Raw genomic sequence first — 14,585 nt, forward strand, 5'->3', positions numbered from 1 at the left:
CCCTCCGTGAGGCGTAATGCTTCCCAAGCCGCGACGCACGTCCTGAAACGGGCGGTCGACGGCGTGTGCGTTGCTGCTCATGGCGGGCGCTCGCCGATGCCCCGGCACTGCGGCGACGCGCTGCGATGACGGCCGTACGACACTCGGCCGCGCTCGTGGCCGGGGCCCCGGTGACGCACCGGGGGTTGTGGGCGGGGTATGCCAGGATGGCCAGGTGGCACAGATATTCGGTACGCCGTTCATCGGCCGGGAGAACGACCTCGCCCGGCTCACCGGCGTGCTGGAGCGGGCCTCGGCCGGCGATCCGCGTGCCGTTCTGCTGGCCGGTGATGCCGGCGTCGGCAAGACCCGCACGCTCACCGAGGTGGCCGCGCACGCGGCCGCCACCGGCATGACCGTCCTGACCGGCCACTGCGTGGACCTCGGTGACGTGGGTCTGCCCTATCTCCCGTTCACGGAGATCCTCGGCGCGGCCGCCGGCGACGACCGGCTCGCCCCGGCCTTCGCCGCACACCCCGCCGTGGACCGCCTGATGGACACCGCCTCCAGGACCGGCGGCGCATCCGACCCCGGCAACCACCTCCAGCTCTACGAGGGCATCACCGGACTCCTCGCGGATCTCGCCGACCTGACCCCGCTCCTGCTGGTCCTCGAAGACCTGCACTGGGCGGACCAGTCCTCCCGCGACCTGCTGCGCTTCCTGCTCAGCCGAGGCATCCTCCAGCGGCCCTCCCCCGGCCGCCCGCCCCGCCGCCTGGCCGTCTTCGCCTCCTATCGCGCGGACGACCTGCACCGCCGCCACCCCCTGCGACCGCTGCTCGCCGAGCTGATCCGGCTGCCCTCCGTCGAACGCATGGAACTGCGCCCGATGGCCGACGCGGACGTGGCGCAGCTCGTGCACGCGCTGCACACCGGCCCCGTCTCCGACAGCACGGTCCGCCGCATCATCGAACGCGCAGAGGGAAACGCCTTCTACGCCGAGGAGTTGCTCGCCGCACTCCCCGGCCACGACACCCCCGACTCCTTCGCGGTGCCCGGCGGCCTCGGCGGCCTCGGCAGCCTCGCCGACGTATTGCTCATCCGGATCGAGCAACTCTCCGAGACCGCCCAGCAGGTGCTGCGCACGGCGGCCGTCGCGGGGCGCCGCGTCGGACACGACCTGCTGCGTGACGCCGTGCAACTGCCGGACGAGGAGCTGGAGTCGGCGCTGCGCGAGGCGGTCGGACACCAACTGCTGCGGCCTGACGACAACGCGACGTACTCGTTCCGGCACGCCCTCACCCGTGAGGCCGTGTACGCGGACCTGCTGCCGGGCGAGCGGGTCCGGCTGCACGGACTGTTCGCCCGGCTCCTCGCAGAAGGAGGCCGCTCGGCGGAGAGCGCGGCGGAGCGAGCCCACCACTCGCGCGAGAGCCATGACCTGGCCGACGCGCTGGCCGCCTCCCTCGAGGCCGCCGACCACGCCCAGCGCGTCGGCGCGCCCGCCGCGGAGCTGCGCCACCTGGAAACCGCCCTCGAACTGTGGGCGGCGGTCGACGAGCCCGACCGCCCCGCGACGGGCGGCACCATCACCCTGGCCTTGCGCGCCTCGGCCGCCGCCGCACGCGCGGGTGAACCCCATCGCGCGGTCCAGCTCACCCGCTCGGCGCTCGCCCGGGCCGGCGAAGACACCGACTCCGAACTCGCCGCGCGGGTGCGCTACACCCTCGCGGGCAACCTGATGCGCGTCGACAGCCTCACCGACGCCTTCACCTACAGCAGCGAGGCGCTCGCGCTGATCCCAGCCGAGCCTCCCTCGTACACCTGGGTGTGGGCGGCCGCGACCCACGTCATGGCCGCGCGCTATGTGGGGCGGGAGGAGGAGGCCGAGCAGGTCGCCCGACAGGCGCTGGAGATCGCCGAGCTGCTCCACCTTGCGGACGCCCAGGCGGACTTGCTGATCTCCCTGGTCGGCATGGAGGCGCACAACCGGCGGAGCGCCAAGGGCAGGGACCGGCTGCGCCGCGCCCGTGAACTGGCCCGCACCGCCGGGAACCGCCCGGTGGAGGTACGCGCCCTGTTCAACCTGGCCATCGGCTGCTACGAATCCGGTGATCTGGACGAGGCCCTGACCTGGATCGGCGACGGCTTGGACCGCGCCCGCCACGCAGGTCTGCTCTCCTCGCCCTACGCCCTGGAGCTGCGCTATCTGCAGTCCTTGCTTCTCTACACGCTGGGCCGCTGGGACGAGTGCGCGCAGGCGGCGGCTGTCGGCGCCGAACTCCTCCCGGTCGCGGGCGGTTTCGCGAACGGACCCGCGCTGTACGTCGCCTTGGCCCGCGGGGAGCACGACGCGGCCGTGGCCGGCGCCCGCGCGCTGCTCGACCAGCCCTTCGATTGGATGTCGACGCTCGTCGCGAGTGTCGTACTGACCGACGCGGCGGCCCTGCAGGGCGACGCCGAGGAATCCGTCCGGCGGACGCGCGCGTCGGTCGAGGCGCTCACCGACGCCTCGGAGTCGGAGCTGCCCGACGTGGTCGTGCGGCTCGCCGCGCTGACGCTGGCGGCGGTCGCCGACGCGGCGGAGGAGTCCCGCCTGTCCGGCGACACATCGGCGGCCGAACACTGGACGGCGACCGCCCGCGAGCTGGTGGAGCTGGCCCGGAGCACGGCCGCCCGGGGTGAGGACGGCACCAGGCAGGGCCCTGAGGGACAGGCCTGGCTGTCCCGCGCCGAAGCCGAGGGGGTGCGCGCTGCCACCGGCCCTGACGTCGACGCCTGGCACCGGGCCGTGACGGCGTTCGGCTACGGCGATCCGTACGAGCTGGCCCGCTGCCGCAGGCGACTGGCGGAGGCACTCCTCAATGCCGACCGCCGGGAGGAGGCCGCCGAACAGGCAGCCGCGGCAAGGGACACCGCCGTGCGGCTGGGCGCGGTGCCGCTGCGTGAGGCAGTGGACACCTTGGTCCGGCGGGGCCGCCTCACCGGCACGTCGGCCATCGGGGACCGCATCACCGCGCTGACCGCCCGCGAGAGCGATGTCCTGCGGCTGCTCGGCCGCGGGCGCACCAACCGGCAGATCGGCGAGGAACTGTTCATCAGCGGCAAGACGGCGAGTGTTCACGTGTCGAACATCCTCGCCAAGCTCGGCGCCACGAGCCGCACCGAAGCCGTGGCCATCGCCTACCGCGAGCGGCTGATCGAGCCGGAGTCGACCGCCTCCGCCTGATGTGTCCGGACACTGTCCTTTGGACGTGCTCCGGAGCTTCCTGCCGCTGGTACGCCTCGACACGATCCTGCGCTGGCACCACGGCCTGCTCGGACTGCGCCACGCCGCAACCCGCACACCCATGCGGCGCGGACGCCCACCCGCCATATCGGCCGGTCCCGCCCTGGGTGGCTCGGGCCGTGCCCGACGGACCGGCTCGGCACATCCCCGCACTGGTCTGTTTGCCGCGGCCAGGCGCATTCCCTACGCCTGGCGGTGACCGGAGTGGCACTCTGGCACAACACCACGTGGCTCCGCCCGATACGACACGCTGGCCCAATGCGTATCCGTCTCGCAGCCGCGGCCGCCGTCGTCGCGCTCATGCCCCTCAGCGCCTGCTCATCCCGTGACAACACGCCGGAGACGGGCACCACACAAAACCCCGCCGCCGCCTTCCAGACGATCTTCCTCGAAGCCCTCACAGCCGTAGAGCCGGGCCTCGCCGCCGACCCCGACGCCATTGCCAAGGGCCGCTCCCAGTGTTCGGTCCTCGACGACGGCGACTCCGACGGCCACGCCGCGGCCATGCGATTCAGCACCACAGAGCACCCGCTCACCGACGAACAAGGCATGGCCATCAACAAAGCGCTGCAGCTCACGATTTGCCCACCCGAAAAATGAGCTTCCTCCAGTCGACAGCGGGATTTGACCCAGACCGTGGGCATGGAGCCCTTGTACGTCTCCCCCGGCCGACGGCCGGACCGGCAGGTGCCCCCAACCGAGGCGCCGGCCCGTCCGGCGTCCGGCAGTTCATCGCCGTGGTTGCACACCCGCAGCCCTCGCGGAGCACGCCCCGGCACGGGGAGGTATGGCTACTCGGGCGCTGAACCGCCCTCCGGGGCCTTCTCTGCCTACGAGTTGGTCTGAGCTGATTCACGCCAGGTGCGGATGCCCTCAGACCTGGCGGCATCCATGGCGTCGAGAAGTTGCCGGCGGTACGGTCCGCGTCCCTCGAACACCACCTCTGCCGCTGCACCTTCCTGATGCCGGGCACTGACGCCCGGTGGTGGCGGACATGCTCGCCGGCGGTTGTCCCAGGCTACTGCCCGGCGGGTGTTCGATAGGTTGCCCGCCATGACTGAGCTTTAGCCCGCTGCCTGGCCGCCTGCCCCGATCAGGACGGAGCGGCTCGTGCTCCGCGGGTCAGAGTCCCGGGATCGGCTCGCGTTCATCGAGCTGTTCGCCTCGCCGGAGGTGCGCAGCTACCTCGGCGGCCCCCGAGGGCGCGACGAGCTGGAGCGTGCGGTGCCCGAGGTGCCCGGGCGGCGCCCCGGCGTATTCGTGGTCGATCACGACGGAGCGATGATCGGTCTCGTCACGCTCGACCGGCGCGACGCCGAGCGTCCGGGACACATCCGCCCGGATGCCGGCGAAGCCGAGCTCAGCTACATGTTCCTGCCGCATGCGTGGGGATACGGGTACGCGGCCGAAGCTTGCGCGGCGGCACTCGAATGGATAGCCGGCGCGCTTCCGGGCGAACCAGTGGTGCTCTGCACCCAGACCGCCAATGCCCGCTCGATGCGCCTCGCGGCGAAGCTGGGTTTCACCGAGGTGGAGCGGTTCGAGGAGTACGGCGCCGAGCAGTGGTTCGGCGAGTGGTCCTCCGTTCCACCGTCCGGTTGAGCCCCTGCTCGGCAGCGCGGACTCGGCCGCCGATCGGGCGTCGGTGTCAGGCGGCCGTCCGTGATCAGGCCGGTGCCGGCCAGGCAGCCGTGCACCAGGTCCTGGCGGTACTCGGTGGGTGGTGCAGCTCGGACACCACCTCCTCATGGCGTGGGATCACGGCAGGATCCGGACCGGGCTGCGCGCGGACCTGATCCTGATTGAGGGTGACCCGATCGCGGAGATCAGCGCCGCCCGCAGGATCACGCGGACACGGTGCGCAGGTGTCGCACACCTCCGGTCCGTCTGAGCTCCTACCTCCTACCAGCGCTCAGCCGAGCAGCGTGGCGCGCCCGGGGTGCGGATCGACGGCCGCGGGCCCCGCCGTGCCATCGGCCGGGCCCGCGGTCCTCAGGGCATCGGGCTGCGCCCGGGCCGGAAGAAGGTCAGGGATAGGACACGACGTTGCTGGGTGTGGTGTTCGACGCCGTGACCGATCCGGTGTCGTTGATGACGTGGGTGATGGTGCCCACGCCGCCCAGGGACACGGTCAGCGCGTTGTGGAACTTCACACCCGCGGTGTTGGGCACCTCGAAGGCGTGGTAGTTGTTCACCGCCGGGTTGACGTTGAAGTAGCAGTAGCTGCCCAGCCCCCATGCCTCGTGGCTGGTGACGTTCGCCCCCACCTTGTAGGCGGCGTAGCCGTTCTGGCCTGCCGGGTTCTTCCAGGCGGCCTGGTTGGGCGGGTCGTAGGGGTTCTCGTTCTGGAAGAAGATCGTCTTGCCGCCCTGGCCGTTCCACACCACCTCGTACTTCTGGTAGTGCTCGACGAACAGCCCGGTCGCCAGCACGTTGTTGCCGTTGACGGTCAGTCCTGTGTCGGCGGTGTTGGAGGTCCAGCCGACGCCGCTGCCGTGGTCGGCGCGCCAGGCCCAGATGTGGTCGATGATGGTGTTGCTGCTGTTGACGATCAGGCTGTTGGTGGCCTTGCCCGCGACTTGGCCGCCGACCCGGAAGAACACGTCCTGGATGGTGGTCGGGTTGGCCGCGTGGCTCGCGGACGAGCCGGACGGGCCGACGGTGAGCAGGGCCTGGGAGTTGGTGGTGCCCGCGTCGAACAGCAGGCCCTTGAGGCGCACGCCGTCGACGTCGGCGACCTGCATCGCGTTGACCCCGTTGTCGGGGACGAAGGTCGGGTAGCCGATGCCCAGCACGGTGGTGTTCGCCCTGGTGATGTTGAGCGTCTGGCTCAGGTGGTAGACACCCGGGGTGACGAAGAGGTTGCAGCCCTGCGCCAGGGCGTTGTTGATGGTGGCGGCGGTGTCGCCGGCCTTGACGACGTAGAACTGGCTCATCGGCAGCGAGCTGCCCGGGGTGCTGCCGCTCGCCCAGCTCGGGCCGGAGGCGTTGGTCCGCAGCGAGGGCAGGAAGACCCGGTATTTGCCGCTCCCGTCGACGTACAGGTAGGGCACGTCGCGCGAGACCGGAGTGGTCGCCAGTGTGGTCTCGGGCGGGTTGGGGAAGGAGCTGGCCGGGGCGCCGTTCACTCCGGAGAAGACCATGTTCCACACGCCGCCGGCCCAGCTGCCGAGGTTGCTGTCGCGGGTGTACCACTGCTGCTGCGAGACGGACGCGGCCTGGCCGCTGACCTTGGTGTCGGCGATGTAGCCGCCGCTGGCGTAGCCGTAGCTGGCCGGGTAGAGCTGGAGGTTGCCGTGCACGTCGATCCGGCGGAAGGGCGCGGCCTGGGCGACGGCCCAGCGGTCGCTGCCGCCGCCGGGATTGATGGCCAGGTTCTCCGCGGATCGCCAGAAGTTCTGCGTGGCGTTGCCGGCGTCGGAGGCGTTGAAGGCGTCCACGGTGATGTTGCCGTTGAACGTGACGTCGTCGGGGTTCTGGCCGAGGCCGGCCACCGAGGTGTAGAAGCCGACGTTGTCGTTCACGTTGTACGTGCCCGGCTTGAAGAGCTGCGCCACCCGGTTGTTGCTGAACTGCGCGGTGTTGGTGTCCTTCTGCTGGTTGAACTGGGCGTCGAGCTGCGACTGGATGGTGGCGGCCGACATGGACGGGTCGTAGATGTGCACGTTCGGGCCGAAGTCGGGTGTGTCGGACTGGACCGGGCAGTTCCCTGTCGGCGGCGTGGTGCCGCCGTTGAGGGTCCATTGCTGGTTGGCGCCGCCGTTGCAGTCCCACAGCACGAGTTGGGTGCCGTCGGTGGTGGAGGCGCCGGGGTCGTCGAGGCAGCGGCCGGAGGCGGGGTTGCGGTAGCCGCCGTTGTACGGCTGCCACTGCTGGTTGGCGCCGCCGTTGCAGTCCCAGATCTCGATCAGGGTGCCGTTGGCCGTGCCCGCGCCGGTGGCGTCCAGGCATTTGCCGAGCGCGTCGAGTGTGCCGTCGGACGCTGCCGTCCAGTTCTGGGCGTCGCTTCCGTTGCAGGACCAGATCTGCACCGCGGTGCCGTTGGCGCTGCTGCCGGTGTTGACGTCCAGGCACTTGCCGGCGATGCCGGAGGTCACCGGGCTGCCCGCGGTGGCGGCGGCGCTGATCCGGCCGACGGGGGCCGGCCGCGCCGTTCCTGTGCTCGCCGCGGCCGGCAGTGCGGCGCCCGCGCCCAGCGCGGCCGTCAGCGCGGCCGCGAGTCCGATCGTGAATCTCTTCATGCCAGTCCTCTTCTGTGGTGGGGGCTGATCAGGTCGGTCGGTAGAGCGGTGTGACGACTCGCCGAGCACCCGTCGGGCGAGCCACCGGCATCGGCGGGGCAGCGTCCGTTGCCCCCGGTCGGCCCGTCGGGCGGACGCTGCCGGGGAGAGGGGCGGCCGCCTCCCGGGCGCGGGTGGTCAGGGCAGGTTCCACCGCTGGTTGCTGCCGCCGTTGCAGGTGTAGAGCTCCACCTTGGTGCCGTCCGCAATGCCTGCGCCGGTGACGTCCATGCACTTGCCGAGCACTCGCAGGGTGCTGCCGGCCGCGACGGTCCACTGCTGGGCGGCTGTCCCGTTGCACCCCCAGAGCTGGATCGCGGTGCCGTCTGCGGCGCTGCCGGAGTTGTCGTCCACGCACAGCGTGGACGAGACCCCTGCCACGATCGGACCGGCGTGCGTGGCCGGGGTGCCGTTGCCGCCGGTCCACTGCTGGTTGGCCGCGCCGTTGCAGGGTGCCGCATACGGGAAGTGCAGTGGGAACCGCTGGTCGGCCCCTTCGTCGGGTGCCCACCGGGCATCGCCCACGGCGATACCGCAGGCCGGGCCGGGCGGGGCAGGCGCGTGGAGGAAAGCGCCTGCCCCGCCCGGGGTCGAGGAGCCGTCAGTGCGTCCACCGCTGGTTCGCGCCGCCGTTGCAGTCCCAGATGTCGAGTTGGGTGCCGTTGGTGGTACTGAAACCCGGGTCGTCCAGGCACCTGCCGGAGGCGGGGTTGACCAGGCTGTTGTCGGGGCCCGGCTGCCAGACCTGGTTGCCGCCGCCGTTGCAGTCCCACAGCTCCACCAGCGAACCGTTCGCCGTACCGGCACCGGTGATGTCCAGGCACTTGCCGTTGATGGTCAAGGTGCTGCCGCTGCTGGTCCACTGCTGGGCCGGGGTGCCGTTGCAGTCCCACAGGTCAGCCTTGGTGCCGTTCGCCGAGGAGCCCGCGAAGTCGTCCAGGCACTTGCCCGCCACCCCCGAGGTCACCGGGCCGGTCCCGCCGGACGAACCGCTGCCGGCACCGGTGAAGGCCCCCAGGCCGTTGGGTGTTCCCAGGCCGGTCGGGCCGTCGTAGCCCGGGCCCGCATGGCACAGGTAGGACGCGCTGCACGAGCCGTTGGAGCCCGATGTGATGTCGTTGAGGCTTCCGGAGTGCGCGTACAGGACCGAGGCGGCAGGGTCGGCGGGGGCTCCGGCCAGGGCGTAGACCGAGGCGATGATCGGAGACGAGGCGCTGGTGCCGCCGACGACGAACCAGCCGCCCTGCCCGTAGGTGTCGTAGACCGCGACCCCCGTGCCGGGGTCGGCGACGGCCGAGACGTCGGAGACGCTGCGCCCGCCGCAGCCGGTGTCGTGCTGCCAGGACGGCTTGGCCTCGTAGGAGGAGCAGCCGGAACCCGCGCCGGACCACGCCGTCTCCGACCAGCCGCGCGCGGTACCGGAGCTCTGCCGCAGCGTAGTGCCGCCGGCCGCTATGACATACCGGGAGGTGGCCGGGAAGCTCGTCCCGTAGCCGTCGTCGCCGGAACTGGCGACGTCGACCACGCCTGGGTGGTTGTAGTAGGAGTCCGCGTTGCCGGCGCTGTCACCGGTCCCCCAGCTGTTGGAGATGAAGTGCGCGCCGAGCGAGACAGCGGTGTTCTGCGCCGTGTCCAGGTTGCCGGACTCGACGACCAGGATGTGGCACAGCGGGCAGATCGCCGAGATCATGTCGATGTCGAGCGACGTCTCGACACCCCAACCGGCGTCAGGCGCCGGATAGTTGCCCTGCTGGCCGCTGCCGTTGACCTTGCGGAAGCAGCCGTTGGCGGTGGTACAGGCCGGTAAGCCGTACTGCGCACGGTAGGTGGCCAGGTCCGACTCGAGGTTCGGGTTGTCCGCCAGCTCCGCGACGGCCACCGTCGCGGAGCCTCCGTTGGAAGCGGCGGCCGAGACGAGGTTGTAGGCGCGTTGCAGGTCCGCCGGACCGTAGCCGGAGGGGGTCGCGAGTGGGGCGAGCGCGTTGTCGTGCACGGCGCGCACATCCGTGCGGATCAGCGCATAGCAGACCGGGCTGCCCGGATACAGCGGCTTGGCGCAGGACGCGGGCGTGCTCGTCGCCCGGCTGCCCGTCGCCGCCTGGGGAGAGGCAGCGGCGTGCGCGACGGCTGGTCCCGCGAAGGCGATCCCGGCCGCAGCAGCCAAAGCCGCCACCCGTCGGAAGAGTTGTCTCATGAGTTTCCACCTGTCGAGAAGTCACGAACCGGGCATGCCGCACACCGGTCAGGAGAACCGGTGTGCGGTGATCACACCCGAGGCGTGCGGGGGGGGATGGGAGATCAGGTGACCGCCCTGATGCCCCTCGGCTGTCGCCACCGGCTGTGGCGGCAGCCCACGGAACGGGGCGACTGGGACGGCCTTGTGGTCGGTTACGGCGCGGCCGCCCGCATGGCGTTCACGCCGGAGGTCGACCTCATGCGCCTCGTACGGGGAGGGACGCGGGCACGGCGCCGAGCCGGTATGTGAACCGCCGGACCGGAGTCCGCAGCAGGGCGGCTGCAACAGGGAGTTGCACGGGTAGTCCCCTTACGCTGGGCGCTGGTGCTGAGGGCGCTCAGCCGGCGGCGAGTTGGAAGGACTGGTTGGAGCCGCCGTTGCAGGCCCACTGCTCTACGAGGGTTCCGTCAGCCGCGGAGGCGCCGGTGATGTCCAGGCACTTGCCGCTGGCCCGGGAGACGAAGTGGTAGCGGCCGTCGGACTGGGCCACCGGCTGCCATTGCTGGTTGGCGCCCCCGTCCCGGGTCCAGGTGTCCAGGGCGGTGCCGTCGGCGCCGGAGCTCGCCGGATCGTCGATGACCTGGTTGTCGGCGGCGGAGTTGCGGTTGGTGATCGTGTAGTAGCCGCTGTCGGTGGGGCTGAACTGCCACTGCTGGTTGGCCTGACCGCCGCAGGTCCACTGGAGCAGCGGGGTGCCGTTGGCCGTCCCTGCACCGGAGGCGTCCACGCACTTGCCCGAGTGGGCGGCCACCAGCTTGTACCAGGCCGAGGTGTCGACAGGCCCGGAGGGGGGCGTCCCCCCGCCCCCGCTCAGCGGGTCGAGGGTGATGGACGCCTGCTGCGGGTTGTCGTCGTGTACCAGCGACTCGTGGTTGCCGACGTCGTCGAAGGCGAAGGCGTAGGCGTTGCCGTCGGCCATCTGCGCGTGCAGGTACCTGGCGTAGTAGTTGGTGTCCGCGTCCTGGTAGAAGCCGGCGGCGGAGGAGTCGGGCTGATTGGGGTTGGTCAGCAGTGTGGTGCGGTTGAAACCGGCGCACAGGGTGCGGGAGATCGGCCCGCGGACCAGGTCGTTCGGGGCGTCCAGCAGCTTGTAGCAGCCGAAGATGCTGTCGGAGTCGGGCTTCTGGAAGCTGGTGACGACCGCTCCCGAGGCGTTGGTGAAGTTCATGACGTTGCCGGAGACCCGCCCGTAGTACTTGGTGTTCGGCTGGTCGGTGAAGGGTGTGACCGTCAGCGTCGAGCTGCTGTACTTCGACCACACCCGGTTGACGTAGTCGTCCATCACGCCGGCCGGCAGGGCGCCGGACTCGATGCCGTGGCCGGGGTTCACGGCGCGCAGGATCGTGCCGTCGGAACGCTTCTGGATGAGGCCCGCCCACCCGCCGGGCTGGTTCTGCAGGGAGTTGAAGAAGGCGTTGTAGCCGCCGGACTTCAGTGTGCCGGTGGTCCTGGTGCCGCTCGAACCGGAGACACCCACGGTGTACGGCACCGAGAACATGTCGACCTGCGTGCTGTTGATCCACAGCCCGGAGTCGTTGAGGGTGTACTCGGTCCAGTCGAACAGGATGTTGTGGTTCGGGTCGGACGGGTTCTGCACCGCGGGCTGCACCAGACCGCCGGTGGTCAGCCGGAAGTCCAGCTTCTGGCCGAAGGAGAAGTAGATGCGGCCGGAGAACTTCGGGATCCTGATGGTGGCGGACTGTCCGTTCGCCGGGCCGGCGATCGAGGCGTCCGGCGCCGGGGTCGGCGGGTTGCCACCCGCCGGCCAGGCGTGGAAGGTGCCGTTCGCGTCGGCCCAGCCCTGCCGGCCGCTGGAGAGCTGGGTGCCCAGGTCGTAGATCCAGATCTGCTCGCTGCGACCGGAGTGGTTGGTGTACGTCAGCGGGATCGTGTCGGGCACCGCCGCGTCGGCGGGTGCGGTGGCGAGTACGGTGAGTCCCGCCGCGGCGAGAGCCGCGACGAGGAACGACGTCAGTGTTTTCCGTGCGATGAGCACGACGCCTCCTGGTGTGGGGGGATGGACACTTGCGTGCGGGCCATGCGGTTGCGGGGGGTACGGGGAGTGCCGGGGTCAGGCGACGTGCCAGACCTGGTTCGAGCCGCCGTTGCTGTTCCACTGGCCCAGGGCCGTGCCCGCCGTGGTGGAGTTGTTCGGCACGTCGGCCACCAGGCCGCTGCCCAGGCTCCTGAGGACGTAGGACGTGTTGGACGCGGACGTGTAGCCGCCGACAGCGTCGAAGGCCCACAGCTGGTTGGCCGCGCCCGTGCACGGCCACTGGACAAGGGCCGCGCCGGGGCTGCTGGAGGCGCCGGACACGTCGAGGCACTTCCCGCTGTTGGCGCTGACGAGGCTGAAGATGTTGCCGTAGGCGCGGCGCAGGTTCCAGGTCTGGTTGGTGCCGCCGGTGGTGGGCCACTGGATCGCCGCGGCGCCGTCGCTGGTGGAGGCGCCGTTGACGTCGATCGCCTGTCCGTCGCTCGCGCTGGTCAGGACGTGGTCGGCGGCGCTGGGTACGGAGGAGTTCGCGGTCCAGGTGCCCGCGGAGACGTCCAGCGACCAGGAGGTGAGCCAGCCGATATTCAGTGTGCTGCCCGAGACGCTGATCGGCAGCCAGATGAGCTGGGAGGACGCCAGGTCGGACGGGTTCCAGCGGTCGCCTGCGTAGATCCAGGTGGTCCCGGCGCTGCCGCTGACCTGGATGATGTTCGCGGTCTGGGTGTTGTACGTCGAGGTGCCGGCGGGCGCGAAGGTGTTGTACGCGCTCCATGGCCCGCTCAGCGAGGTGGCGCTGGCGTACATGTTGTCGTTGGTGTTCCAGCCGGTCAGGCTGGAGCCGAGGATGAAGTAGCGCCCGCCGGACTTCATCATCGCCGGGGCTTCGTAACCCGCCACGTCGGCGACGTCCGCGGCCACCGACAGGTAGTCCGAGGACAGGCGCTCGATGTGTGTCGTGCTGTGCCCGCGGTCCTCGGTCAGCAGGTAGGCGGTGCCGTCGGTGTCCTGGAAGAGGCTCTCGTCACGGCTCTGGTTGCCCAGTGGCCGGAAGCTGCCGCGGTAGGTGTACGGGCCGCACGGTGTGGAGCTGGTGGCGACGCCCACCTTCGCCTCGGAGTAGGCCGGGTCGTCGATGTGCGCGTACATCACGTACGTGCGGGTCGACGCGTTGTAGAGCACCTTGGGCCGCTCGACGATGCGGTTCAGGCCGAGGTCGCCGCTCGCCTGCCGGGGCAGCGCGCTGCTCTGGTAGGTCCAGGTGCGCAGGTCGGTCGAGGTGAAGCAGGGGATCGAGCGGAACGAGGTGTCAGAGGAGTTCTCGGTGTTCTTGTCCTCCCCGAAGGCGTACCAGGTGCTGCCGGACTTCACGATCCCCAGACCGTGCATCTGCAACGGGTTGCCGTTCTGGTCGTTCCACGCCGTGCCAGGGGCGAACGTGCTCACCGGCGCCGCGTGGGCGGCGGGCAGCGGTGCCAGCAGGGCCGCGGCCACGAGCAGCAGCCCGGTCACGATGCGCCGCAGCCCACTGCGGGGCCGCGCGGTGTTCCTCGGCATGAGTGCCTGCCTCCTGTGGTGTCGTCGTCCCGTTCCGATAGGGCGCGGAATTCCGCCTGGTGGAGCCGCGGGGCCGGGCCGGCCCCGCGGCGGTGGTGCCTACGGCACGGCCGGCAGTGCCGTCCACTGCTGGTTGATGCCGCCGTTGCAGTCCCACAGGTCCAGTCGGGTGCCGTCGGCGGTGGAGAAGCCGGGGTCGTCAAGGCAGCGGCCCGACAACGGATTGCGGTATCCGCCGCCCGACACCTGCCACTGCTGGTTGGCGCCGCCGTTGCAGTCCCACAACTCCAGCTTCGTACCGTTTGCCGTGCCGAACCCGGTCGCGTCCAGGCACTTGCCCAGGGCCCGCAGAGTGCCGTCGGCGCGCAGGGTCCACCACTGCGCGTCGCCTGCGTTGCAGCTCCACAGCTGCACGGCGGTGCCGTTGGCGCTGTTGGCACCGTTGACATCCATGCACTTGCCGGACGCGCCGACGCCCGCCCTGACCGGGCCGCCGTTCGGCACCGGGGGCTTGATCCAGCCGGCGTCGTCCGCCGCGAGCAGGGCGGTGTTGAAGGCGTCCGCCAGTTTCTTGTAGCCGGCGTCACCGGGGTGCCGGTCGTCGTACAGGTCGGAGGCCTTCACCGCGCCGGAGTCGACGAATCCCACGTGCTTGCCGGCGGCCTTCTTGGCCTGCACGATCAGCGGGACCTGCCGGTCGTACTCCGCCCTGTTGGCCTGGATGGTCGGATCGGTGCTGGGGAGCAGCGGGCTCACCAGCACGGTCACGCCGGGATCGTCGGCGAGGATCCGGTCGATCAGCGCGTCGAGGCGGCTGGAGATCGTCGGCACCTGGTAGCTCTGCGCCAGGTCGTTCGTCCCGATCTGCAGGGTCACGACGTTGGGCTTCCAGCGGGCGAGCGTCGCGTCCGTGATCCCGGCGATCTGGTCGATACGCCAGCCCGAGTGTCCTTCGTGGTCGGGGTCGGGCATGGTGCCGTTGCGCAGGTTCCCGACGAAGTCAGGTGTGTAGCCCTCCGCCGCGAGCGAGGTGAACAGCGGCCCGCGGTAGCCGTTGCCCGTGGAGCTTCCGTAGCCTTCGGTGATCGACGCGCCCAGTGGCATGAGCCGTACGTGCGTGGTCGTACGGGCTTCGGCGGGCGTGCCGGCTCCCCACGCCAGTCCGCCGGCAGCCAGCAGCGCCGTCACGAAAGTCGCCATCACTCTCTTCACAGTGCCTCCTTCCTCAGGGGCAGGGCCCACCGGAGCGAC

The 14,585-nt window shown here is 70.7% G+C and carries 9 protein-coding genes and 1 pseudogene; 3 read left to right on the forward strand and 7 right to left on the reverse strand.

The window, feature by feature from the left end; translation table 11 throughout:
• The first annotated feature begins 214 nt into the window (after positions 1-214).
• From ACGFMP_RS14010 to ACGFMP_RS14020, 3 genes are all read left to right on the forward strand, one after another.
• Positions 215-3,208, forward strand: a complete 2,994-nt coding sequence (locus ACGFMP_RS14010; RefSeq protein WP_393672474.1) for a helix-turn-helix transcriptional regulator — start codon at positions 215-217, stop codon at positions 3,206-3,208.
• A 318-nt stretch (positions 3,209-3,526) separates the two neighbouring features.
• Positions 3,527-3,868, forward strand: a complete 342-nt coding sequence (locus tag ACGFMP_RS14015) for a DUF732 domain-containing protein (RefSeq protein ID WP_393672476.1) — start codon at positions 3,527-3,529, stop codon at positions 3,866-3,868.
• A gap of 492 nt (positions 3,869-4,360) precedes the next feature.
• On the forward strand, positions 4,361-4,870 hold the full coding sequence (locus ACGFMP_RS14020) for a GNAT family N-acetyltransferase (RefSeq protein WP_393672812.1): 510 nt from the start codon (positions 4,361-4,363) through the stop codon (positions 4,868-4,870).
• Positions 4,871-5,295: 425 nt separating this feature from the next.
• Here ACGFMP_RS14020 and ACGFMP_RS14025 read toward each other — a convergent pair whose 3' ends face one another.
• From ACGFMP_RS14025 to ACGFMP_RS14055, 7 genes and pseudogenes are all read right to left on the reverse strand, one after another.
• Positions 5,296-7,509, reverse strand: a complete 2,214-nt coding sequence (locus ACGFMP_RS14025; RefSeq protein WP_393672477.1) for a ricin-type beta-trefoil lectin domain protein — start codon at positions 7,507-7,509, stop codon at positions 5,296-5,298.
• Positions 7,510-7,686: 177 nt separating this feature from the next.
• Positions 7,687-8,073 (reverse strand): ricin-type beta-trefoil lectin domain protein, encoded by a 387-nt coding sequence (locus ACGFMP_RS14030; protein WP_393672478.1) that lies wholly within the window; start codon positions 8,071-8,073, stop codon positions 7,687-7,689.
• Positions 8,074-8,149: 76 nt separating this feature from the next.
• Positions 8,150-9,742, reverse strand: coding sequence for a ricin-type beta-trefoil lectin domain protein (locus ACGFMP_RS14035; RefSeq protein ID WP_393672479.1), 1,593 nt, complete (start codon positions 9,740-9,742; stop codon positions 8,150-8,152).
• A gap of 379 nt (positions 9,743-10,121) precedes the next feature.
• A complete protein-coding gene (locus ACGFMP_RS14040; RefSeq protein WP_393672813.1) occupies positions 10,122-10,613 on the reverse strand; it encodes an RICIN domain-containing protein in 492 nt (163 codons plus the stop codon).
• Positions 10,593-11,759, reverse strand: a pseudogene (locus ACGFMP_RS14045) (glycoside hydrolase family 64 protein); the annotation flags it as partial. The pseudogene ACGFMP_RS14045 and the gene ACGFMP_RS14040, both read right to left, overlap by 21 nt.
• Positions 11,760-11,855: 96 nt before the next feature.
• Positions 11,856-13,334, reverse strand: coding sequence for an RICIN domain-containing protein (locus tag ACGFMP_RS14050; protein ID WP_393672480.1), 1,479 nt, complete (start codon positions 13,332-13,334; stop codon positions 11,856-11,858).
• A 99-nt stretch (positions 13,335-13,433) separates the two neighbouring features.
• Positions 13,434-14,546 (reverse strand): ricin-type beta-trefoil lectin domain protein, encoded by a 1,113-nt coding sequence (locus ACGFMP_RS14055; protein ID WP_393672481.1) that lies wholly within the window; start codon positions 14,544-14,546, stop codon positions 13,434-13,436.
• Positions 14,547-14,585 lie beyond the last annotated feature (39 nt).

The organism is Streptomyces sp. NPDC049040 (genome assembly GCF_043197715.1).
Classification (GTDB): Bacteria; Actinomycetota; Actinomycetes; order Streptomycetales; family Streptomycetaceae; genus Actinacidiphila.